The organism is Ruegeria sp. H3, from assembly GCF_056533095.1.
Genome location: NZ_JBQFOD010000013.1, coordinates 18711 through 40591 on the forward strand (window position 1 = coordinate 18711; position 21881 = coordinate 40591).

At 57.2% G+C, this 21881-nt stretch carries 29 protein-coding genes; 9 read left to right on the forward strand and 20 right to left on the reverse strand.

Going from position 1 to position 21881, the window contains the following annotated elements; genetic code table 11:
- Positions 1-56: 56 nt before the first annotated feature.
- Complete coding sequence (locus ACR0JE_RS15135) at positions 57-1685, reverse strand: acyl-CoA synthetase (protein WP_480864760.1); 1629 nt, start codon at positions 1683-1685, stop codon at positions 57-59.
- A gap of 222 nt (positions 1686-1907) precedes the next feature.
- Here ACR0JE_RS15135 and ACR0JE_RS15140 point away from each other — a divergent pair, with 222 nt between their 5' ends.
- A complete protein-coding gene (locus ACR0JE_RS15140; RefSeq protein ID WP_170531481.1) occupies positions 1908-3299 on the forward strand; it encodes an aminotransferase class III-fold pyridoxal phosphate-dependent enzyme in 1392 nt (463 codons plus the stop codon).
- Positions 3300-3411: 112 nt separating this feature from the next.
- Here the strand turns inward: ACR0JE_RS15140 and ACR0JE_RS15145 are convergent, their stop codons facing one another.
- Positions 3412-3804 carry a GFA family protein gene (locus tag ACR0JE_RS15145; RefSeq protein WP_480864761.1) on the reverse strand — a complete coding sequence of 131 codons (393 nt, stop codon included), beginning with the start codon at positions 3802-3804 and terminating at the stop codon, positions 3412-3414.
- Between the two features lie 186 nt (positions 3805-3990).
- On the opposite strand from ACR0JE_RS15145, the gene ACR0JE_RS15150 reads away from it, so the two are divergent.
- Positions 3991-4449 (forward strand): hypothetical protein, encoded by a 459-nt coding sequence (locus ACR0JE_RS15150; RefSeq protein WP_480864762.1) that lies wholly within the window; start codon positions 3991-3993, stop codon positions 4447-4449.
- 121 nt (positions 4450-4570) lie between these two features.
- Here the strand turns inward: ACR0JE_RS15150 and maiA are convergent, their stop codons facing one another.
- Genes maiA through hmgA form a run of 4 tightly spaced genes read right to left on the reverse strand, consistent with a single transcriptional unit; the run spans position 4571 to position 8516 of the window.
- The gene (gene maiA / locus ACR0JE_RS15155; protein WP_480864763.1) at positions 4571-5206 is read right to left on the reverse strand and encodes a maleylacetoacetate isomerase; all 636 of its coding nucleotides are present in this window, start codon (positions 5204-5206) and stop codon (positions 4571-4573) included.
- A 44-nt stretch (positions 5207-5250) separates the two neighbouring features.
- The gene (gene fahA / locus ACR0JE_RS15160) at positions 5251-6507 is read right to left on the reverse strand and encodes a fumarylacetoacetase (RefSeq protein WP_480864764.1); all 1257 of its coding nucleotides are present in this window, start codon (positions 6505-6507) and stop codon (positions 5251-5253) included.
- A 25-nt stretch (positions 6508-6532) separates the two neighbouring features.
- The gene (locus ACR0JE_RS15165; RefSeq protein ID WP_480864765.1) at positions 6533-7153 is read right to left on the reverse strand and encodes a LysE family translocator; all 621 of its coding nucleotides are present in this window, start codon (positions 7151-7153) and stop codon (positions 6533-6535) included.
- A gap of 7 nt (positions 7154-7160) precedes the next feature.
- A complete protein-coding gene (hmgA, locus tag ACR0JE_RS15170; protein ID WP_480864766.1) occupies positions 7161-8516 on the reverse strand; it encodes a homogentisate 1,2-dioxygenase in 1356 nt (451 codons plus the stop codon).
- 56 nt (positions 8517-8572) lie between these two features.
- Here hmgA and ACR0JE_RS15175 point away from each other — a divergent pair, with 56 nt between their 5' ends.
- From ACR0JE_RS15175 to ACR0JE_RS15190, 4 genes are all read left to right on the forward strand, one after another.
- Complete coding sequence (locus tag ACR0JE_RS15175; RefSeq protein WP_480544932.1) at positions 8573-9025, forward strand: MarR family winged helix-turn-helix transcriptional regulator; 453 nt, start codon at positions 8573-8575, stop codon at positions 9023-9025.
- Positions 9026-9085: 60 nt separating this feature from the next.
- Entirely contained in the window at positions 9086-10321 is a 1236-nt protein-coding gene (locus ACR0JE_RS15180; RefSeq protein WP_480864767.1) for an adenylate/guanylate cyclase domain-containing protein, read from the forward strand.
- Positions 10322-10467: 146 nt separating this feature from the next.
- Positions 10468-11679: a GTP-binding protein gene (locus ACR0JE_RS15185; protein ID WP_480864768.1), complete on the forward strand. Its 1212-nt coding sequence runs from the start codon at positions 10468-10470 to the stop codon at positions 11677-11679.
- Entirely contained in the window at positions 11676-12329 is a 654-nt protein-coding gene (locus ACR0JE_RS15190) for a DUF1826 domain-containing protein (protein ID WP_480550040.1), read from the forward strand. Before ACR0JE_RS15185 ends, ACR0JE_RS15190 begins: the two co-directional genes overlap by 4 nt.
- A gap of 29 nt (positions 12330-12358) precedes the next feature.
- On the opposite strand, the gene ACR0JE_RS15195 is transcribed toward ACR0JE_RS15190, so the two are convergent.
- Positions 12359-13168 (reverse strand): division plane positioning ATPase MipZ, encoded by an 810-nt coding sequence (locus tag ACR0JE_RS15195; protein WP_480864769.1) that lies wholly within the window; start codon positions 13166-13168, stop codon positions 12359-12361.
- Between the two features lie 218 nt (positions 13169-13386).
- Between ACR0JE_RS15195 and ACR0JE_RS15200 the strand changes: the two genes are divergently transcribed.
- A complete protein-coding gene (locus ACR0JE_RS15200; protein ID WP_480864770.1) occupies positions 13387-13608 on the forward strand; it encodes a hypothetical protein in 222 nt (73 codons plus the stop codon).
- Positions 13609-13704: 96 nt separating this feature from the next.
- A complete protein-coding gene (locus ACR0JE_RS15205; protein ID WP_480864771.1) occupies positions 13705-14292 on the forward strand; it encodes an AEC family transporter in 588 nt (195 codons plus the stop codon).
- A 63-nt stretch (positions 14293-14355) separates the two neighbouring features.
- Here ACR0JE_RS15205 and ACR0JE_RS15210 read toward each other — a convergent pair whose 3' ends face one another.
- From ACR0JE_RS15210 to rplS, 3 genes are all read right to left on the reverse strand, one after another.
- Positions 14356-14577 (reverse strand): hypothetical protein, encoded by a 222-nt coding sequence (locus ACR0JE_RS15210; RefSeq protein ID WP_480864772.1) that lies wholly within the window; start codon positions 14575-14577, stop codon positions 14356-14358.
- Between the two features lie 161 nt (positions 14578-14738).
- Positions 14739-14960, reverse strand: coding sequence for a 50S ribosomal protein L31 (gene rpmE, locus ACR0JE_RS15215; protein ID WP_010437577.1), 222 nt, complete (start codon positions 14958-14960; stop codon positions 14739-14741).
- 11 nt (positions 14961-14971) lie between these two features.
- Complete coding sequence (gene rplS, locus ACR0JE_RS15220) at positions 14972-15355, reverse strand: 50S ribosomal protein L19 (protein WP_170531453.1); 384 nt, start codon at positions 15353-15355, stop codon at positions 14972-14974.
- Positions 15356-15728: 373 nt separating this feature from the next.
- Between rplS and ACR0JE_RS15225 the strand changes: the two genes are divergently transcribed.
- A complete protein-coding gene (locus ACR0JE_RS15225) occupies positions 15729-16532 on the forward strand; it encodes a glycoside hydrolase family 25 protein (RefSeq protein ID WP_480864773.1) in 804 nt (267 codons plus the stop codon).
- A 40-nt stretch (positions 16533-16572) separates the two neighbouring features.
- Here ACR0JE_RS15225 and trmD read toward each other — a convergent pair whose 3' ends face one another.
- The 10 genes from trmD to ACR0JE_RS15275 are packed head-to-tail and all read right to left on the reverse strand — an operon-like array spanning position 16573 to position 21881.
- A complete protein-coding gene (trmD, locus tag ACR0JE_RS15230; protein ID WP_480550033.1) occupies positions 16573-17382 on the reverse strand; it encodes a tRNA (guanosine(37)-N1)-methyltransferase TrmD in 810 nt (269 codons plus the stop codon).
- Positions 17379-18194 (reverse strand): hypothetical protein, encoded by an 816-nt coding sequence (locus ACR0JE_RS15235; RefSeq protein WP_480550032.1) that lies wholly within the window; start codon positions 18192-18194, stop codon positions 17379-17381. Before ACR0JE_RS15235 ends, trmD begins: the two co-directional genes overlap by 4 nt.
- Positions 18194-18697 carry a ribosome maturation factor RimM gene (gene rimM / locus ACR0JE_RS15240; protein ID WP_480544941.1) on the reverse strand — a complete coding sequence of 168 codons (504 nt, stop codon included), beginning with the start codon at positions 18695-18697 and terminating at the stop codon, positions 18194-18196. Before rimM ends, ACR0JE_RS15235 begins: the two co-directional genes overlap by 1 nt.
- Positions 18690-18839: a hypothetical protein gene (locus ACR0JE_RS15245; RefSeq protein ID WP_170531444.1), complete on the reverse strand. Its 150-nt coding sequence runs from the start codon at positions 18837-18839 to the stop codon at positions 18690-18692. Before ACR0JE_RS15245 ends, rimM begins: the two co-directional genes overlap by 8 nt.
- A gap of 3 nt (positions 18840-18842) precedes the next feature.
- A complete protein-coding gene (gene bluB, locus ACR0JE_RS15250) occupies positions 18843-19478 on the reverse strand; it encodes a 5,6-dimethylbenzimidazole synthase (protein ID WP_480864774.1) in 636 nt (211 codons plus the stop codon).
- A gap of 12 nt (positions 19479-19490) precedes the next feature.
- The gene (rpsP, locus tag ACR0JE_RS15255) at positions 19491-19886 is read right to left on the reverse strand and encodes a 30S ribosomal protein S16 (protein WP_480544943.1); all 396 of its coding nucleotides are present in this window, start codon (positions 19884-19886) and stop codon (positions 19491-19493) included.
- A gap of 42 nt (positions 19887-19928) precedes the next feature.
- Positions 19929-20225, reverse strand: a complete 297-nt coding sequence (locus tag ACR0JE_RS15260) for a chorismate mutase (RefSeq protein WP_074737903.1) — start codon at positions 20223-20225, stop codon at positions 19929-19931.
- The gene (locus tag ACR0JE_RS15265) at positions 20222-20761 is read right to left on the reverse strand and encodes a GNAT family N-acetyltransferase (protein WP_480544944.1); all 540 of its coding nucleotides are present in this window, start codon (positions 20759-20761) and stop codon (positions 20222-20224) included. Before ACR0JE_RS15265 ends, ACR0JE_RS15260 begins: the two co-directional genes overlap by 4 nt.
- Complete coding sequence (locus ACR0JE_RS15270; protein ID WP_480864775.1) at positions 20758-21348, reverse strand: GNAT family N-acetyltransferase; 591 nt, start codon at positions 21346-21348, stop codon at positions 20758-20760. The genes ACR0JE_RS15265 and ACR0JE_RS15270 overlap by 4 nt, the downstream gene beginning before the upstream one ends.
- Positions 21345-21881 (reverse strand): GNAT family N-acetyltransferase, encoded by a 537-nt coding sequence (locus ACR0JE_RS15275; RefSeq protein WP_480864776.1) that lies wholly within the window; start codon positions 21879-21881, stop codon positions 21345-21347. Before ACR0JE_RS15275 ends, ACR0JE_RS15270 begins: the two co-directional genes overlap by 4 nt.

Sequence of the window (21881 nt, forward strand, 5' to 3'; positions counted from 1 at the left end):
TCGCGCCTTGTGAATGGCTGAGGTTTTTCCGTTCGACCTATCGCTCTTTGATTGACCTACTCCAACGCCCGTGCCTGATCACGCAAGACAAATTTTTGGATCTTTCCGGTAGACGTCTTTGGTAAGGCTCCAAACACAACCGTTTTGGGCGCTTTGAAATGGGCCATGTTGTCCCGACAGAACGCTATCAGTTCCGCTTCGGTCGTGCTGACCTCGGGCTTCAGCTCGACGAAGGCACAGGGTGTTTCACCCCACTTTTCGTCCGGGCGCGCAACGACCGCTGCCTCCATTACCGCAGGGTGCTTGTACAAAACGTCCTCCACCTCGACGGATGAGATATTCTCTCCCCCCGAGATGATGATGTCCTTGGATCGGTCTTTCAGCGCGATGTAGCCGTCTGGATGCATCACACCCAGATCGCCTGACGCGAACCACCCGCCGTTGAACGCCGCATCGGTGGCGTCCGCGTTCTTCAGATACCCTTTCATCACCACATTGCCTTGCATGAAGATCTCACCCATGGTTTCGCCATCTGCCGGTACAGGCTCCAGCGTCTCGGGATTGGCTACCATCAGCCCAGATAGCGCTGAATAGGGTACGCCCTGTCGCACCTTCAGCGCCGCGCGATCCTCGGGACTTTGCGCATTCCATTCTTCTTTCCAAGCGCAGACGACCGAAGGACCGTATGTCTCGGTCAGCCCATAAACATGGGTCACCTCAACCCCCATCGCCTCCATTGCTTCGATGACTGCGGCGGGGGGCGGCGCACCTGCTGTCATCACCTTGATCTGATGGTCGAAGTCTTTCAGGTGGTCCGGCGCATGTGCCAGCATATTCAAAACAATCGGCGCCCCGCAAAAATGGGTAACCTTCTCATCCCGGAATGCGGCATAGATCGGTTCTGCCCGAACGGCGCGCAGACAGACTGACACCCCCGCATTCGCCGCCATCGCCCAGGGGAAACACCAGCCGTTGCAGTGAAACATCGGTAGGGTCCACAGATAGACAGAATGGCGCGGCATGTCCCAATCGAGCAGATCAGACTGCGCGTTCAACGCCGCGCCACGGTGATGATAGACGACGCCTTTAGGGTTACCCGTGGTCCCGGATGTGTAGTTCAGCGTGATTGCGTCCCATTCATCTTCGGGCAGCTGCCAATCATAGTCCGGGTCACCTTCTGCCAACAGAGCCTCGTAGGTTAGACCCGCCAGTCTTTCGCCGCCGTCAAAGCTGGGGTCTTCGATATCAACAACCAGAATGTCGTGCTCGATTTGTGACAGCGCCTCTTTGACCACCGCTGAGAACTCTGGATCAACCAGCAGAACCTTTGCCTCGGCATGGGCCAGGACAAAGGCAATGATCGGCGCATCCAGCCGCGTGTTAATCGCGTTCAGAACAGCCCCTGCCATCGGCACACCAAAATGCGCCTCATAAAGCTCGGGGATATTCGCGGCGATGATCGACACAGTGTCGCCGTTTCCAACGCCCCGCACCGCCAAAGCCGAAGCCAACCTGCGGCAGCGGCTATAGGTTTGCGACCAGGTATACCGGCGATCTCCATATACGACGGAGGGGTAATCCGGATACACCGCCGCCGTCCTTTGAATGAAACTGAGCGGGGATAACGGCGTGTAGTTCGCGCGGGTCTTGTCCAGATGACGCTCGTATATGTTGGTTGCTTGCATACGCCAATCCTCCCCATTCGCGTGTTGGCTGACTTGAGCACAAACATGCGCCGCTGACAAACCCGTAGAAATACGCCAAACCTGCGTTCTGGATGTATGCTAACATGTGATCTGGCCCTATATTCCAGCGGTCATTCGCGGTGATCTGAGCCATCTTGAACACATGCTATTGTGGGGCCTAGCCCACATCCTACACACCGCACCTGATTGAAAGGACATGTCATGGACGGAACGTTCAGTGAAAACGATCTTTCCCGCGTGGTTGAGGCCGATCGCGCTCATATCTGGCATCACCTGATCCAGCATAAACCCTTTGAAACCAATGATCCCCGCATCATCGTCGAAGGCAAGGGCATGCGTGTCTGGGACCAGAAAGGCAAAGAGCATCTGGATGCGGTCTCCGGTGGCGTCTGGACCGTGAATGTCGGCTATGGTCGCGAATCGATCTGCAAGGCCGTCTACGACCAGCTGATGAAGCTGTGTTATTTCGCCAATTCGGCGGGCTCGATCCCCGGTGCGCTGTTTGCGGAAAAACTGATCGAAAAGATGCCAGGCATGAGCCGGGTGTACTACACCAACTCAGGCTCTGAGGCGAACGAGAAAGCCTTTAAGATGATCCGTCAAATTGCGCATAAGCGCTATGGCGGCAAGAAAACCAAAATTCTGTATCGCGACCGCGACTATCACGGCTCGACCCTGGCTGCGATGTCGGCTGGCGGGCAGGATGAGCGCAACGCGCAATACGGACCGTTCGCACCCGATTTCATCCGCGTGCCGCACTGCATGGAGTACCGCAAGCACGAGCTGGACGGCGCGCCCGAAGAGAATTTCGGTGAATGGGCAGCGGATCAGATTGAAGAGGTGATCCTGCGCGAAGGCCCGGACACCGTCGGTGCGCTGTGCCTTGAGCCTGTCACCGCCGGGGGTGGCGTGATCGAAGCGCCCGAAGGTTACTGGCAGCGCGTACAAGAGATCTGCAAGAAATACGACGTGCTGCTGCATATTGACGAGGTCGTCTGCGGCGTTGGTCGGACTGGCACTTGGTTTGGCTACCAGCAATACGGCGTGAAGCCTGATTTTGTGACCATGGCTAAGGGTGTTGCTTCGGGCTATGCAGCCATTGCTTGCCTCGTAACCACCGAAGACGTCTTTGACATGTTCAAGGACGATGCGGCTGACCCCATGAACTATTTCCGTGACATCTCAACCTTCGGGGGCTGCACCGCTGGTCCGGCGGCTGCAATCGAGAACATGCGGATTATCGAGGATGAGAACCTGCTGGGCAATTGTGCGGCCATGGGTGACCGGATGACAGGCAACCTTCAGGCGCTGATGGAGAAGCACAAGGTCATCGGCGACGTCCGTGGTAAAGGCCTGTTCCTGGGCGCCGAGTTGGTCGCAGACCGTGGTAGCAAAGAGCCGGTGGATGAGAAACTTGCGCAGGCCGTGGTTGCCGATTGCATGGCGCAGGGCGTGATCATCGGCGTCACCAATCGCTCGGTCCCCGGTCGGAACAACACGCTGTGCTTCTCGCCCGCGCTGATCGCCACAGCGGATGATATCGACCAGATCACCGATGCGGTCGATGGCGCATTGGGGCGTGTGTTCGGCTGATATCCCGCCACAGTCGCCTACAGTAAACGCTTAGAAACCGGCGCTTCCGGCGCCGGTTTTTTACCCACATTTGTTTCAAATATAACCCTCAAACGACAGTGCGAAAGCTCCGCTAGTCGGCTTTTATGTTGACACTCCACCACTTTGGATGCGTCCCACGATAGGAGTGTGTGGTAGGGATCAAATCCTTCCGACCTGGGCTGTCGAAACATCCTGTCAACAGCGCAATTGTTGGCGCATCGTCGATCGCGCCCAAACTGCTTCCGCACTTTGGGCAGAAAGCGCGACTGGAATGGTCAGAGGACCGATAGGCGGTGGGTGCTCCTCCGGGTCCAGTCCAAGTTACTGAGTCCCTGGAAAACTCGACACATACGGCTGTTAGTGCACCGGTGTGCTGCTGACACATCCTGCAAGAACACGTGTGTGGGTTGAGCGCTGGCCCAAGGGCTTCAAACCGGATGTTCCCGCACAGGCATCCACGGGTGTAAGCAACAGCTTTCGGCATCGAACAAATCCCTGAGCCAGAACTACAACATGAAGCGAGTTCCGCCTGAACCTAAGACGATTGGCAGCGGTTCGATAGCCTAAATGACAAGACCAAGCATACCAAGCGATGCCCTTAGAAAGCTTGCTAAACGTTTGCACTACGATAGCGTGGACGCATTCAACCCAGCAATCGGAACCGTTTTCTATGATACAATTTTTTGCTCGTGGCCTCGCCCTTTCCATCGCTTTGATGTTCGCAGCCCCTGTCTCTGCCGACGATAGCAGCGGCTTCCCTCAGATCGTCGGTACTTGGCACGGCACCTATCTGGTGGCTTTTGCCAAATCGAACCCGAACCACGACAAAGGTCTGCTGCGAACCGAGATGGAACTGGAGATCACCAAGCTGGACGGCAACCTGATCACCGCCACCAACCGCTGGCGACGTATCGGTGAGACCGAGTGGATTGTCGAAGAAGCCATGGGCACCTTCAGTCTGGATGATCCTACCCGATTTGTGTTGGCTGAGGCCGGTATATCGGGGGATGATGTGTCATCCGGAATTTTCAATGGCGTCTACGTAGATGATGTAATCATGGTCACCTATGCAGGTCCGGGGACCGGCGTGGCCTTTGCGGCGCAGTTGGTGAAAAAGGACCAAAAGTAACCCAAGAACAGCTCGCCAAACAGGTCTTAAGTCCGGGCCTCTCGATCAGTAGATTGCGATAGCCGCAACAGCGACTTCTGACAGGCATACTTGTAGCTCTACACAGGTCCTGTGTGCGAGATTATGGCTGATGCCGGTCCGGGTGTGCGTCGGCAAAGGCCGGGTGGTTTGCGCAGGCGGCCTCGACGCTCAGTAGGCAGGGCATATCAGCCAGATCAACCTGATACCGGCGTGCGTTGTATAGCTGTGGGATCAGGCACAGATCAGCAAGGCCCGGCTGTTTGCCGGTGCAGTAGGGGGCTTGTTCGAAATTGCCGAGCAGGGTTTCAAAGGCCAATAGTCCCGGGCGGATAAAGTGCTTCATCCAGTCCCCAGGCATCCCGTCGACATCTCCGTTCAGCCGCGTCGCATATTGGGCCACCGACAGGTTACAGATAGGTTGGATATCGATCGCTATGCACTGGGCCAATGCTTGTGCTTTGGCGCGCGCGGCCGGATCGATGGGCAAAAGATCAAGATTTCGCGTCTGATCGAGATAGTCGATGATGGCCAGTGACTGGGTCAGTTGTAGGCCATCAATCTCAAGCACGGGCACCAGCCCCTGCGGATTTCGACCCAGATGCGGGTCAGATTTATGCGCCGCCTTCGTCAGATCGACCGAGACCGCGCGATACGCAATCCCGGCCAGATTCAGTGCAATCCGCACCCGATAGCTGGCTGATGAGCGCCAGTAGTTATAAAGGATGGTCTCGGTCATTCTGCACCTCCGACAGGCGTGTTGCATAAGATTAGATCAACGCGTCACCATCCGTAGGGATCGTCGAGAGCTGGGAGTACCGTTCCCATGCAGGTGCCAAACCCGATCACATAACCATCGCCCTTGGCGCGCCCCTTCAATGTCAGCGTGTCGCCATCCTGCACAAAGCTGCGGGTCTCGCCCGTTTCCAATGTTAGAGGCTCCTTCCCACCCCAGCTGAGTTCCAGCAACGATCCACGGTTTTGCTTTTCAGGGCCAGAGATGGTGCCCGATCCCAGCAGATCCCCGGTGTTCATCGGACAGCCAGATGTGGTGTGATGGGCCAACTGCTGGGCTGCGGAATAGTACATCTCGTTATAGTTGGTCCGGGCGATCACTGTCTCTGTCTGTCCCGCAGGGGCCATCGTCACTTCGAGATCGATATCGTAGAGCATCGGGCCGCAATCCTTCAGGTGATCGAGCAACTCGAACTCTCTCGCAGGGGTGTCGCAGCGAAACGGCTCGAGCGCGGCTTTGGTGACGATCCAGGGGCTGATCGAAGTGGCAGTAGCCTTGGCTTGGAACGGGCCCAATGGCTGGTATTCCCACGCCTGGATATCTCGGGCCGACCAATCATTCAGCAGCACATAGCCAAAGATGTTGTCATCTGCTTCTTGTACCGAGATCGGACCGTCAGATGGGGTTCCCACAATGGCACCCATCTCAAGCTCGATATCGAACCGCTGTGATGGCGCAAAACGGGGCAGGGCATCGTTGGGTCCCTTCAACTGGCCCCAAGGGCGGCGAATATCCGTACCAGACACTACAACTGACGAAGCGCGCCCGTTATAGCCAATCGGGATGTGCAGCCAGTTGGGTGGCAACGCATTTTCCGGCCCGCGGAACATGGTGCCCACATTCGTGGCATGGTGTCGACCGGCGTAGAAGTCAGTGTATTCGCTGACCGCCAAAGGCATGTGCATCTGCACGTCGTCCTGCGACACGAGCAGAGGTTCGACCTTGCCCTGCTCGTCCGTGCCTTCTGACAGCATCTCGGTCAGTCTGTTGCGCAATGCGGCCCATACGGCGGGCCCTTGTTCCATCAGAGGGTTCCAGAAGGGCAGGTCAAAGAGAGGGTCTTCGCCAAGCACGACCAGCCCAGTTTCTTCGGCTGCTGTGACATCAAGGACCATGTCACCGATGGCCACGCCGCAACGGGGATCGTCCTCTGCAACCGAGAAGACACCATACGGCAGGTTGTTCAGCGGAAAGGGGTGGGCCGGGTCATTGGCCGAAGTTACCCAGGATTTCATCAAAGGCATCTGTGATCCTTGTCTCTACAGTCTATTATGCGTCACGCAGGGATTTCAGCCCCAGCAAAAGGGCGGCAAGTATCATGAACCCGCCGCCAGCCCGATCCAACCATATTCGGGCCGAGCCCCTTAGCCGTGCGGCCAGCCAGCTGGCGCTGCCGCCATAGGCGGTCAGGAAAAGCCCGTCTATGACCAGATAAGTGGCGGAGAGGATCGCGAATTGGGGCCAGAATGGCAGCGCACCGTCGATAAACAACGGGAACAGAGCCGCGAAGAACACCACGGCCTTGGGGTTGGCAGCCGACGTGACAAACCCTTGCATCCATAGCGCCTTGCGGCTGGTGCGTGGCGCGGCTTGTGTGGTTTTGCGTTTTGCCCCCAGGATCATCTTGGCCCCGAGGAATACCAAATAGGTCACACCCAGCCATTTGATGACAGCCAGCGCCGTCCCTGAGGTCGCAATGATGGCAGCCAAACCAAGCCCAGCGGCCAGCATTTGCAGCAAGTTGGCCGTAAGGTCCCCGGCTGCCGTGAAAAGCCCGCGCCCCAAACCATTTGTTGCCGAGTTAGACAGCATCAACAATTGACTGGGCCCCGGAGTGCTCATCAGCAGCAGGACCGTGGCGGCATAGGTGATCCAAACATCAAAGCTCATCTCGGTCTCACTTTTTGCCGGGGCTGCCGTCGAACTTCTTTTCCAGCGAAGTCCAGCAATCGATGTAGTCATCCTGTAAAGGCGCTTCACTGGCTGCAAACTCGGTCAGGTGCTGCGGGAAGCGTGTTTCGAACATGAATGACATCGTCCGGTCCAGCTTGTCGGGCCCAAGATTGGCGTTCGAGGCATTTTCGAACGCCTCGCGATCTGGCCCATGCGGGATCATCATGTTGTGCAGGCTCATCCCGCCGGGGACAAAGCCCTGTGGCTTCGCATCATACTGGCCGTAGATGTTGCCCATCAGCTCGGACATGATGTTCTTGTGATACCAAGGCGGGCGGAACGTATCCTCTGCCACCATCCAGCGTTCGCGGAACAGGACAAAGTCGATATTGGCCGTGCCGGGTTGGCCTGACGGTGCCGTCAGGACGGTGAAGATCGACGGGTCCGGGTGGTCGAACAGGATGGCCCCAACCGGGCAGTAGGTGCGCAGATCATATTTATACGGTGCATAGTTGCCGTGCCATGCCACCACATCCAGCGGGCTGTGACCGATCTTGGTCACGTGGAATTGTCCGCACCATTTGATGGTTACGGTCGAGGGCACTTCGCGGTCTTCAAACGCAGCAACCGGGGCCTTGAAGTCGCGGGGGTTGGCCATGCAGTTTGCCCCGATTGGGCCACGGCCCGGCAGTTCGAATTTCTGTCCGTAATTCTCGCACACAAACCCACGTGCCGGCCCTTCCAGCACTTCGACGCGATACAGCAGCCCGCGCGGCAGAATGGCGATTTCCTTAGGCTCCAGATCGATGATGCCAAGCTCGGTGGTAAACCGCAGCCGACCTTCCTGTGGCACGACCAACAGCTCGGAATCGGCCGAGAAAAAGTAGTCATCAACCATCGACTCGGTCACAAGATAAATATGGCTGGCCATTCCGACCTGCGTATTCACATCCCCTGCCGTGGTCATCGTGCGCATGCCGGTTAGCCAGGTCAGACCAGCGTCGGAATGTGGAACCGGATCCCAACGGTACTGGCCCAAAGAGATCACATCTGGATCAATATAGGGGGCCGATTTCCAATAAGGCAGATCAATCTTCTCATACCGGTGCGAGTGTTTGACCGAGGGGCGAATGCGATAACACCAGGTTCGTTCAGGCGGGTTTGCGGTGAAGGCGGTGCCGCTCAGCTGCTCACCATACAGGCCATAGTTGCAGCGTTGGGGGCTGTTCATGCCCTGGGGCAGGGCACCTGGCAGCGCCTCGGTTTCAAAATCATTGCCAAAGCCGGGCATATAGCCGGAATGGGTTCCAACGGGCGTGCTAGCCTGCGTCAGACTGTGCGGTTCTACCGGACGATTCATTGGGGTTCCTCCGTTTGCTGCTTGTCGGATAATAGTTGTTTTTGTAACTAACAAGCATGAGAAACGATAAATTCCCCGATACCGACGGTTTTGACCTTCAGAACTTTTTGCCATTCCTGCTTAATCAGGCGGCAGAATCCGCCTCGATCGACTTTCAGAAAGTCTACAAGGACCGCTATGGGATGCTGCGCACCGAATGGCGTGTTTTGTTTCATCTGGGGCTCTTTGGCAGCATGACGGCCAAACAGATCGGACATCGGGCAAAGACGCACAAGACCAAGATCAGCCGCGCTGTGCATCAGCTGGAAAATCGCCGTTTTTTGAAACGCACGCGGGATGATCAAGACCGGCGCGTCGAATGGTTGGCACTGACACCGATGGGTGAATCGGCTTATCGCGAGTTGCGGGACATTGCCGTGCAATATGACGCGAAACTGGCGGGTCAGTTTGATGTAGACGAGATTGCGATCCTGCGAAAAATGCTAAGACGGCTGGCCGGTTTCGAATAGCCTCTGGTAGAACGGTGCATCCGTACCCATTTGTTGCAAAGAATTTACATGGACGCTCAAATGATCCCTTCTGACCGCCTTCCGCCTGCATTTTTCGACCTGATTGATTGGTTGGTCCGGAAAGGACTGGAAGGTGCCGGGCAGGAAGAACTGTTGGAGGGTTTCTGTTCCACTTTGGTGGATCAGGGTATCCCTTTGATGCGGTTCCATGCGGCACAGTCGACCCTGCACCCCGCCTATGGCGGCTTTGGCTACAGTTGGTACCGGGCCAGTGGCGGAACATCTGAGAAATTCGAGAACACGGACACACCAAGCGAGCAATGGTTGCGCAGCCCCCTGTATGCTTTGCTGAACGAAGATTTGGACGATATTCGTGTCAAACTGGTGGATCAAAATGAACCAAGCCGATTTCCGCTGCTGAATGAGCTGCGAGAGGAAGGTGCGACGGATTATTACGCGACCGGCATCCCTTTTGATCTGTCCGAACAGGTGCGCCACACCGGGCCCGAAAAGGTCAGCGACGGGGTGCTGATGTCTTGGACCAGCGATGCGCCAACGGGTTTTGAAGATGGTGACCTAGCGCGGATCAACGCGGTTTTGCCGCATCTTGGGTTGGCGCTGAAATCTGCAAAGAACCAGGTGATGTCAAAGGATCTGATGCGGGTTTATCTGGGGCGCGATGCCGGCGATCGGGTATTGTCCGGCGAAATACGACGCGGGTCTTTGCAACAGATTGATGCGGTGATCTGGACCTTCGATCTGGAAGGGTTCACCAATATGTCCGAGGATCTGCCCGGAGATCAGATCATCGAAATGCTGAATGACTATCTGGCGGTCGCAGTTAGTGTGGTTCACGATTGCGGTGGAAACATCCTCAAGTTTATGGGCGACGGGCTGATGGCCATGTTCGATGTCGGTGAAATTGACGCAGATGCCCGTGCTGCGCTATCGGCAGTACCCCTGCTTCAAACGCGGATGCAAGAGCTGAATACGCGGCGTGAGGCCGAAGGGCTTCCAGTATCAAACTACACGCTGGCCCTACATTCCGGCGAGATTCTGTATGGCAATATCGGATCGGAAACCCGATTGGACTTTACAGTGATTGGCCCGGCGGTAAATCAGGCCGCACGGATTGCGGGGATGCACAAATCTCTGGGTCAGAGAATCCTTGTATCGGACGACGTCGCACGCGCGGCCGATCCGTGCGAGCCCGAACTGATCTCGGTTGGGCGATACATGCTGCGTGGCGTGAATGAGCCCAAAGAGCTGTTTACCGTCTACAACCCGAACAGTTGATAGAGGCCTAAGGGGCGATACCGGAAAAAGACCCCTTGCCAATATAAATGTAATTACATAACAAAAATAGCTATGCTCGGTGCACCCCGGATCGGTTCGGTCTGACGCACCAAACAACCCAGATTTAACAGAACAGGTAGCATGCTATGACCGATACCCGGCTTCCCGTAACAGTTCTTTCAGGTTTCCTCGGCGCCGGTAAAACCACGCTGTTGAACCGTGTTCTGAACAATCGCGATGGCCGCCGGGTGGCGGTGATCGTCAATGACATGTCCGAAGTGAACATCGACGCCGATCTGGTGCGTGCCGACACCGAACTGTCGCGCACTGATGAGACATTGGTCGAAATGTCGAACGGCTGCATCTGCTGCACGCTGCGTGACGACCTGCTGGACGAGGTTCGCCGTTTGGCCGGTGAAGGCCGGTTTGACTATCTGTTGATCGAGTCGACCGGAATCTCCGAACCCTTGCCTGTCGCCGCCACATTCGATTTCCGCGATGAGTTTGGGCAAAGCCTGTCCGATGTATCGCGACTGGACACTATGGTCACAGTGGTCGATGCGGTGAACCTGCTACAGGACTATTCCAGCCATGATTTCCTGAGCGATCGTGGCGAGACGATGGGCGAAGAGGATGAGCGTACACTGGTACATTTGCTGACCGACCAGATCGAGTTTGCCGATGTGGTAATCCTAAACAAAGTTGACGATGCAGGGCCCGAGCGTGTGGATGCCGCGCGTAAGATCATTCGCAGCCTGAATGCAGATGCAAAAATTATCGAAACGAACCATTCCGATGTCGCGGTTGATGCCATTCTCGATACCGGGATGTTCGATTTTGAGAAGGCTCATGAGCATCCAATGTGGGCCAAAGAACTCTATGGGTTTGCGGATCACGTGCCGGAAACCGAAGAATATGGCGTTACCAGCTTTGTCTATCGTGCTCGGCAGCCCTTTGTGCCCGAGAAAGTCCTTGAGGTGCTGAACGGGGACTTGCCCGGCGTGATCCGTGCCAAAGGGCATTTCTGGATCGCCACGCGCCCGGATTGGGTGGCCGAGTTCTCGCTAGCGGGCGCATTGTCCTCGGTTCAGCCGCTGGGCACCTGGTGGGCAACGGTTCCCGAAGATCGCCGCCCGGATCACGAAAGCGCTCGGGCCTATATGCAGGCCCATTGGCAAGAGCCATGGGGTGATCGCCGGCAAGAGATTGTGTTTATCGGCAGCGGTATCGACTGGCCGACGCTCAAAGCGCGGCTGGATGCGGCTTTGCTGCCAGCCATGGCTGCGGCCCGTGTCGAAGACCTGCCGGATCTGCCCGATCCCTTCCCGCTGTGGCGACGGGCCGAGGCTGCGGCATGAGCTTTGTCCGGGAGGTTGTGAAGGATGCCGCTATAGGTGTTGGCGTCGCCTCGAACCCTGAAGATCTGAGCGCGATTCATCACCCAGGCTGTGCTGCTGCGATCTGGCGCAGAGCTCCCTTGACCCGCTTTCAGGGCTGGCTGGACGCGCTTGAACCGGAAGAACTGCCCAAGGCACGTATGATCCTTCGGCCGGACGCGGTACGCGATGCGCTGGGCAAGATTTGTCAAACCTCGGGCACCCCGGAATGTGTCGAGCGAGACCGGCTGATCGACGATGTTGCCGCGTTGTCCGCAGTGTTTTCCGATGTGATGCAGGCAACATGGGTGCGGTTGCGCCTGGACGTTGTCGCAACAAATGCCTGTCGACGGTTCCACATTGATGCTGTCACAGCCCGGCTTGTTTGCACATACCGTGGGACGGGAACGCAATATGGCATCTCCTCCAATGGAGAAGATCCAAGGCGGGTGTTCACTGTCCCGACCGGATCGCCAATCCTGCTGCGCGGAACCCGTTGGCCGGAGACCCCGAGATCAGGCCTCCTGCATCGATCACCACCCATTGAAGGCACGGGCGAAACCCGGTTGCTGCTGGTTCTTGATCCAATTGTTGATCCGGCGGAAGAAGTTGACCCGGTTCTGTATCACTGAAAGGCTGCTCGTGTTTGGGCGTCGAGCGATCAGAAATCGATTTCCACGCCCGGCAGGTTCAGCTCACGCATCATGTCGCGCAGCTCCTGCCGGGCGGCGATGTTTGAGATGTTCAGCTGTTTAACCCCGATGTCCTTAAGGTCCAGCAAGGTCAGCCCGCGAGGGAACAATTCGCGGAAAATCACACGTTCCGAGAAGCCAGAGGCAACGCGGAAGCCGATGCGCTGCGACAGCAGCTCAATCGCACGCTGCATCTTTTCCTTGTTGACCATGCGCTGGGTACCAACCCGGTTGCGTACGACCACCCAATCGATGGGTTTCAGACCGGCCTGTGCCCGCAGTTGTCGTGCGTTCCAGACCATTTCGGAATAGACCGAGGGTCCAAGAATCTTTTCACCCTTTGAATCGATGCGCGCCAGCAGGTCAAAATCGATAAAGCTGTCGTTCAGCGGCGTGATTAACGTATCTGCCAGTGAATGTGCCACCTGGCTGAGTCGGGTGTGCGATCCCGGACAGTCGATCAAAATGAAGTCACTGTCGCTTTCCAGTTCGGCTACAGCGGCGGACAGGCGGTGATCATAGATGTTCTCCCCGGGTTTCAGCGTGCTCGCGTCGATCTCAGGCAGGTCGTGGTGCAACGGGCTGGGTAGTGTCAAATCGGTGCTTTTCAGAAAATTGCTGCGGTTCTCAAAATAGCGGCCAAGGCTGCGCTGGCGCAGGTCCAGATCCAAGGTGCTAACCTTATTGCCCAGACGGGCCAGTGCCGTTGCTACATGCATCGAGACGGTCGATTTCCCGGCGCCGCCCTTTTCATTCCCGACTACAATGATATGTGCCATGCTTGTATTCCCAAGTCCCGCCGTGCTTGTCTACACGTTGTTAGAACCCACTATATGTTGTGTCTGAAGGGATGAAAAGAACCTCTGACCGTGGTTTGTGGCGATATCCAAGACAATTATGGAAAACTCAACTACCTTCGCGGGTTAACACGGGGTGCTTGCTAAACTGGTGCGGCTGATTCACTGTCAAATCAAAGGCCGGGCAGGGAGTTTCGGATTTGGAGCATCTGTTTCTGAACGTTTTAAACGTGGTTTTGCCGGTGCTGATCTGTGCGGGCATCGGGTACGGATTGGCGCTGATCAAAGCGCCTTTCGATAATAAGGTGATTGGGGGGATTGTCTCGAAAGTCGGCTATCCAACACTGATCATATCTCACCTAGCGGCCACCAATCTGGATGTGAGTACGTTTCTGGACATGATGAGTGCTGCGGCTTTATGAGTGCTGCGGCTTTGGCCGTGGCGGGATTTGGCGTTTTGGGATTTGCCGCACTTAAGATGCTGCGCCTGCCGGTGCACGCTTTTTTTGACGCCATTGATGCATGGCAATGTAGGCAATATCGGCCTGCCGATCACGCTACTGGCGTTGGGGGATGCGGGTATGGCTTATACGATGGCGTTTGTCGTTGTGGTGTTGATCAGTATCTTCACGGTGGGCATGTGGATCCCCGCCGGAGAATTCTCACCCAAAAAGCTAGCGACTTCACCGATCATCTATGCGGTGGCGGCATCGCTGATCCTGATGAGTACAGGCAAAAGCTTGCCGCAACCAATTGCCAAGTCGTTCGATATCTTGGGTGGTTTGTCTATCCCGTTGATGCTCCTGACGCTGGGCCACACGCTTGCTACATTGAAGATATCTAGCCTTGGGCGCGCTGTTTTGTTGACCGGGCTGCATCTTGTCATGGCCGTGGGGATCGCCAGCGCGCTGATCTGGTTCTTTGGCTTCACCGGTACAGAACGGGGCGCGCTGATCCTTTGCTGCCTGATGCCATCTTCGGTTGCGACTTATCTGTTCATTGACCAGCAGGTGCCGGAATATGGGCCCGATGTAGCCGGGTTCATTCTCGTGTCGACACTCACGACCATCCTTGTGCTGCCGGTAGCACTTTCCATTTGGGTATGAGCCTATGGAGCGATTGATCTTGTGCTGTGAATTCTGTCCGCAAAACTGAAAACAACTTTGTTTCTAGACCATTGTCGGTGGCGCGGGCTGCCTGCTGTCCCAGTTCTCGATCAGCAAGGACAGTGGGAAATCTGGTGTGAACGGGCCCCAAAGGGGCATACCTTCCACTAAGTTCTCCTCCTGCGGAGAAACGTCGGTGTCGTGATCCAGTGGGCTTGCAACAGCAGCGTGGGACAGCAGAGCTGCAGTTGCTGTAACGGCGAGCAATTTGGTTGGCGATAGCATTGCAATCTCCTGGGTAACACTTTGGTACCCTTTAGATGTTCATGCGATCTGCCTTCCTCATGGGCAATAGATTACGATTTCTTAATTCAAACACGCAGCGGACGGCCCAAAGAAAAAGGCCGCCCCAAGGGACGGCCTCTCGCATTCGAACCGGGTCAGACTTAGAAGCCCAGACCTTCGTATTTCTTTTTGAATTTCGACACGCGGCCGCCAGCGTCCAACAGGCGCGACGAACCACCGGTCCATGCCGGGTGTACGGAGGGATCGATTTCCAGAGCCAGCTGATCGCCTTCGGCACCCCAAGTGGATTTCATCTGAACAACGGTGCCATCGGTCATTTTGACGTCGATGACGTGATAATCGGGATGGATGTCTTTTTTCATCTTTCCGTTCCTTACGCTTCGGCGCCAGCTTTGGGCTTGTAGTTGGTGACTTCTGCGATACGTGCGGATTTACCGCGACGGGTGCGCAGGTAGTACAGTTTGGCGCGACGGACGCGGCCGCGGCGGACAACGGTGATGCTGTCGATGTTGGTCGAATGCAGGGGGAACACACGCTCCACGCCTTCGCCAAACGAGATTTTGCGAACGGTGAACGAACCGGCGATCCCTTCGCCGCCCTTGCGCGCGATGCAGACGCCTTCGTAGTTCTGCACACGGGTGCGCGACCCTTCGGTCACCTTATAGCCGACACGGATGGTGTCTCCGGCTTTGAAATCGGGGATGTCTTTCCCCAGGGCGGCAATCTGTTCCGCCTCTAGCTGTGCGATCAGGTCCATCGCATTTACTCCTATCTGCTCGTGGTTGGTCCACGAAGTTTGGGCACGGGCTGAGAGCTCTTGGTCTTCACCGGGTCCTGCGAACAGCCCGCCAGAGGTCAGATCGAATGTTCCTTTTGCCTGGTCCGTTCCTGTCGCGCCTTGGCTGAAGAAAGCCGGGCGTTACGTCAGACAACAAACCAAAACACCGGAGTCGCGTCTCGCGGCACCGGATTGCGCTGATTTAGGGGGTTTGAGGGCAGGGATCAAGCCTAAATTGCAGGCGTCGCCGGTAAGAATTCGCCGCTTTGAAACTGCGCCGTTGCCTTGGCGGGTGGTTCAGGCATTCTGGGGCCAATTCAACGAGCAGATATTTCAGAAACAGGACAATGTCATGCGGTTTTCCGTTTTGCTGGCACTTGTGGGCCTTACCGTGATCTCATGCGGGCGACAGGGGCCGCCGCCACAGGTTGTCGAGCAGGTTCCAGGCGTGGATCGAACGGCCCCTTCGGTGATCTATCCGGACTTCGGTGACGCCGACCCGCATGATTGGGAGGGGCGGCATCCCGGGCTTTATCCTGTGCATGGGTTGGATGTGTCCCGCTGGCAGGGGCCGGTTGATTGGCGCCAGGCCAAAGCCTCAGGGATCAGCTTTGCCTTCCTTAAGGCGACCGAAGGCGGTGACGTAGCAGATCCGCTGTTTCAGGATCATAGCCGGGGCGCGCAGGCAGCAGGTGTGCCGTGGGGGGCCTATCACTACTATTATTTCTGCCGATCTGCGCGGGAACAGGCGCGTTGGTTTATCCAGAATGTGCCCAAAGGTGCAGACCTGCCGCACGTGCTGGATTTGGAATGGACGCCACATTCAAGAACTTGCACCTTACGCCCCGATGGCCGCACTGTCCGGGCCGAGGCGCAGCGCTTTCTGGACATCCTTGAACGCCACTATGGCCGCAGGCCCATCGTCTATACCACCGTGGATTTTTACGAAGACACTCAGATCGGACGCCTGCCCAAGACTGATTTCTGGCTAAGGTCGGTCGCAGGGCACCCGAGCAAGGTTTATCCGCGGGCGGTTTGGCGGTTCTGGCAGTATACCGGCACCGGATTGGTTCCGGGGGTCCAGGGTAAAGTGGATATCAACGTCTTTCACGGTACACCGGAGACCTGGACCTATTGGAAGAGAGGGGCACTCTGAGCAGCATCGGAGGGCCAACCCTGAGGTGAACATCGAAAGGCTAGTCGAATCCCTCATCCGAGGATCCGCTGTACTCTTCCCAGATATCCGGACGGCGTTCGCGGGTGATCTGTTCAGCCATCTTATGTCGCCATTCGGCGATGCGGCCGTGGTGGCCGGACATCAGAACCTCTGGTATTGGATGACCCTTCCATTCGGCGGGGCGGGTGTATTGCGGGTGCTCCAGAAGACCCGAGGAAAAGCTCTCTTCTTCGGTCGACGCCTGATTGCCCAGTACACCGGGGATCAATCGAACCGTAGCGTCGATCAAGGCCTGTGCCGCAATCTCTCCCCCGGTCATCACGAAATCGCCGAGCGAGACCTCTTGCACACCATAATGTTCAAGCACGCGTTCATCGACACCTTCGAACCGACCGCATAGTAGGGTCATGCCATCGCAACGCGCCAGATTTTGCATCATCTTCTGATCCATCCGACGGCCACGCGGGCTAAGGTAAATCAGCGGCCAGTTGCCTTGAACACCCGCCATCGAGTGCTCGATGGCGTCGCCCAACACATCTGCACGCAGGACCATACCCGCGCCCCCACCTGCGGGTGTGTCATCCACGTTTCGATGCTTGCCGATACCGAACTGTCGCAAGTCCACAGTTTCCAGCTGCCATAAGCCGTCCTGTAGTGCTTTGCCTGTTAGGCTTTCACCCAAGAGACCGGGAAATGCGGCCGGGAACAAGGTTATGATCTTGGCCTTCCACACCCCATGCAAATCCGGTGTGGGCGTCATCAACTCACGTGGTTTCAAGGTGGGGCGGATGGCTTTGCGTCCGTGGGATTTGCTTGGTTTATCGGTCATGTCTGATCCGCCAACGCGCGCCGGGCGCTTTTGATAAGAGCTTTCTTACGCGCAACCAGCGCTGTGTCCTCCAACGAGGAGCGATTGAGTGCCAGCAATTCGGTCAGTGCATCCTGCGGCAGACTGGTGTTGGACTTTGACGGCGGTACAAGCTTGGATGCTTTGTCTTGCGGCAGCCCCAAAAACTCTGCGAAGGGGGTGCCGGGGCCAAAGCGGGTTTCTTGCAAATGCTCCAGCCATCTTGTCTGCACATGCACTTCGGGAAGTCTTTCCTGGATTCTGTCGGCGACAGTCGGCAAATCTGGAAGGTGATCCAGCGCCGCGCAAAATGCATCGAAATCCTCAACCAGGCGTCGGCGCTGCAGATCATGAGCCCAAAGGCTGCGCAGCCATTCAGAGCGTTCGCGCAGCGACAGATAGATGGTGATGTCGACCCCGTCCCTGATCAGTTGGCGGCGAATGGTGCCCACCAATGTCGATGCAAGCTCGGGCATGGCGGCGTAGCCTTCGGCGCGATTTCTGCTTGGCCGCAGGCCGCCAAAGTTCTCCTCGCTGAGGATCAGACCCCGGCGCGTTCCGAAATCGATCTGCCCCAAAAACATGTTCATCTTGCTGCCGAATGTGGCCAGCGTGTCGTCCAGCCGATAGACCGAATGGCGCGTCGCTGCGTTTGCCAGACCCGATTTCCGCGTTTTGTAGGGCAAGACCAGTGAATAATGCGGCCAAATCAGCTCGCGATTTTCATAGAGAAAGGATTGCGCCGCAGTGGTGCCAGTTTTGTGCAGCCCAAGATGCAGCAAAACGCGCCGCATCAGATCAGCCCTTCGGGCGGGTCTGCAACGATGCGGCCCTTGTCCAAATCGACTGTCGGCACCGCCTCAAGCGTGAAGGGCAGCAGGACAGTTGATTTCAGCCCTGGCCCATGCAGTTCCAATAGGTCGGCTGCACCATGGTTCTGAACGGATTTCACCTGTCCCAGCAGGGTGCCGCCGGTGTCAAAAACCTCAAGCCCGATCAGGTCGGCGTGGTAAAACTCGTCATCGGGCAAAGATGGCAATTGATCGCGGCGCGCAAACAGGCGCAGGCCCTTCAAATCGTCTGCCTCTTCCTTAGTTTCCACTCCGCCCAATCGTGCGGCGAACCCGTTCTTGATTGTGCGGGTCAGAACCAAAGGATAGCGTTCTTTGCCAGCTTCGTCGGTCAGTGGAGAATAGCTCTCGATATCCGATGGTTCAGCGCAATAGCTTTTTAGCCGCACTTCGCCGCGCACCCCGTAAGAGCCCGCTATGGTGCCGACACAGATCAGATCACTCATTTGCACCACCCGAAGTTACGCATATGCCGCTTTTCCACTCTCCCAGACCCTCGCAGGCCTCGCGTTGATTGCTGCGTTCAAAGAACACACCGACAATAAAGGCGATCACCAGCAGGATGGGAAGGCGTAACAATCCAAACATCAGCTATCGTACCTCGATGGCAAGAGCATCATCCCGACATTCCCAACCCGCCCGTTCCAATTCTGGCGTGTCGGACGTCTCTTCCGGCCAGCCGATGCAGAAATAACCGATCAAACGCCAGGAGTTTGGGATGTTAAGGTCACGGCTCAGCAGGTCGGGATCTAGTATCGAAACCCAGCCCAGCCCAAGCCCATAGCTACGCAGGGTCAGCCAGAAAAGGGTAACCGCTGACACGACCGAATAGCGCCGCATCTCGGGCATCGAGCCCGCGCCCAGCCCAAGCCCCTTATCGGTGCTGTCATCGCAGAATACCGCCAGTTGTACCGGGGCCTCTTGCATGCCTGAAAGTTTCAATTGGCTGTAAAGCTGCGCTTTTTCGCCCGAATAGCCTTTCAGGGTCTCTGCGTTTGCGGCTTGGAAATTTTTCAATGCCGCATCACGTGCGACTTGGCTTTCGACGCGGATGACGCGCCAGGGCTCGCTTAGCCCCACCGAAGGGGCCAGCCGAAACGCGTCGAGGCAGCGCGTCAGCACTGCCTCGTCAATTGCGTCAGTGCGGAACCGACGCACATCGCGCCGGAGCCGCATCAACAGATCGAACTGCGTGCGAAAGTCGTCAGTGAAGGCCTGATCCCGCACGTGCCCGCCTGCTTATTCTTCAGCCGCTGCAGCTTCTTCTTCAGCCGGAGCTTCAGCCGCTTCAGTTGCCTCAGCAGCCTTTGCTGCTTTTTCTTCGGCGCGTTCCTGAGCTTTCTTGCCCGGGGTCCCCTTGTTGGGGTTGTTGCGCTCGGCCTTGTCGCGTGCGCCGGCTGCTTCCAACATACGCGCGATACGGTCGGTGGGCTGTGCGCCCTGATCCAGCCAGTACTGGATGCGCTCCATGTTCATTTTCACACGCTCTTCGCTGTCTTTCGGCAGCAGCGGGTTGTAGGTGCCCAGTTTCTCGATGAAACGGCCGTCACGGGGCATGCGGCTGTCAGCAGCCACGATGCGGTAGAAGGGACGTTTTTTCGAGCCGCCGCGGGCGAGACGAATTTTCATTGCCATGATGGTATCTCCTTTGAATGGCGTATCCGGGATTTGCCCGGTTCAGTTCTGATGTTTCTTGTGGTGTCGGATGACTTCCTGAATGATGAAATTCAGGAAAGCCTTGGCGAAATCGGGGTCCAGATCGGCCTCTTTCGCCAGGTCTTCTAACCGTGCGATCTGCGCTGCTTCGCGCGAGGGATCGGACGGGGGAAGGTCGTGTGCGGCCTTGAGCTTGCCAACGGCCTGTGTGTGCTTGAACCGTTCGCCCAGCGTATAAACAAGGATCGCATCCAGCCGGTCGATGCTTTCGCGATGCTCTTTCAACAGCGTGGCAGCCTGTGTCACGGGGTTGGTCATTGGCCGGTCCTTTCGGTGGTCAAGTCAATCTGCGGGTGCCGCCAGATCTGGGCGCGTTTGCCCAATAGCTCGGCGTTTTCAATCTCCAGCGTCGCACCGAGCCGTTCGGCCAGCGCGCGCGAGCGGTCATTGGCATGGGCGATATAGCTGATCACGCCGTTCATCCCCTGATGCCGAGCGGCATGCGAGCGCGCAGCCTGTGCCGCCTCAAAGCCCAGCCCCTTGCCCTCGGCGTGCTCCATCAGCGTCCAGCCCAGTTCGGGCTCGGCCCATCCAGGGGCGTCGATCATACCGGCCCAGCCCACAAATGCGCCGCTGGTCTTCTGGGTCAGATGCCACAGGCCAAAGCCTTTGAGCGCCCAGTGCCCCAGACGGTTGGCCAGAGAGCCCCAGCTTTCTCGCGCATCCTTGGGGCCGCCGACCATATGGCTGCGTTCAGTTGCGAAAAACGCGGTCATCGCGGGCAGATCATCCAGATGCGGCGCACGCAGGATCAGACGCTCGGTTTCAACGGTCGGAATAGTGAATGAGGTCATGCGTAGGCCTCCATCCCGCCGTCGCCATCGGTGGCGAGGTGGCGATACACCAAGGTAACGCCGTCCTCTTCAACGATTTCGCGTTCAACAAAGGCGCCGAGCCGTTCTGCCAGACGTTGAGAGCGTTCATTCCCTTTGACGATAAAGCTCGCCAAAGTGTCCCAGCCGAGTTGCTCGAACGCAAAACCGCGCGCAGCGCTCGCAGCCTCAAACGCATAGCCGTGGCCCTCACCTTCCTCGGTGAAGATGAAACCAAGCTCTGGCTCTGGGTCTTCCGGTTCGAACCCCAGAACCACGAACCCCAGCAGTTGACCGTCTGCCTTCGCAACAACCGACCAAAGGCCATGGCCGCGCAGCGACCAGATGGCGACCATCTGAGCGAAATCATACCATGCGTCTTCACGCGACATGACAGTTAGGTACCGCGCGCGCGGACTGGCCACGATCTGGGCGTAGGTGTCGAAATCCGACAACTGCGGCGCGCGCAGAACCAGACGCTCGGTTTCGAGCGTTGGAATGGCACCCGCTACCCGAGCCGCCAGCTCAGCCCCCTGAGCATTTGGCGCAGCTTCGAACCGGAAGGTCATGCGTAGGCCTCCGATCCGCTTTGCCGCTCATCAGGGTGAGGGTGACGATAGACGACATCTTCGGGGTCCGGGCGCGCTGCGCTTGGGTCTTCACTTGCCCCAAGCCGCTTGGCCAACGCGATTGAACGGGTGTTAGGCGCATCGATATAGCTGACCAAAGACGTCAGTTCGGTATTCCCAAACGCCCAGTCACGCGCGGCGCAGGCCGCTTCGAATGCATAGCCCTTGCCTTCAAAACCGGGAAAAATACACCAGCCGATTTCGGTTTCCGGGAATTTCGGAGGTTTGTTGATCCCGACCTGCCCAATGAACTCACCGGTTTCCGTCAGATCGACGGCCCACGCGCCAAACCCAAGAAACTGCCAACTGGCCACGTCCGAGCCCAGCATAGACCACAGGTCCTGCGCCGAGTACGGCCCATCCATATACTTCGCCCAATCAGTCGCAAACAGCTTCGCCATCGGCTCGAAATCCTCAAGCCGGTGGTGGCGCAGTGTCAGGCGCGTGGTAGATATGGTGGGCGCAAGGGTCAC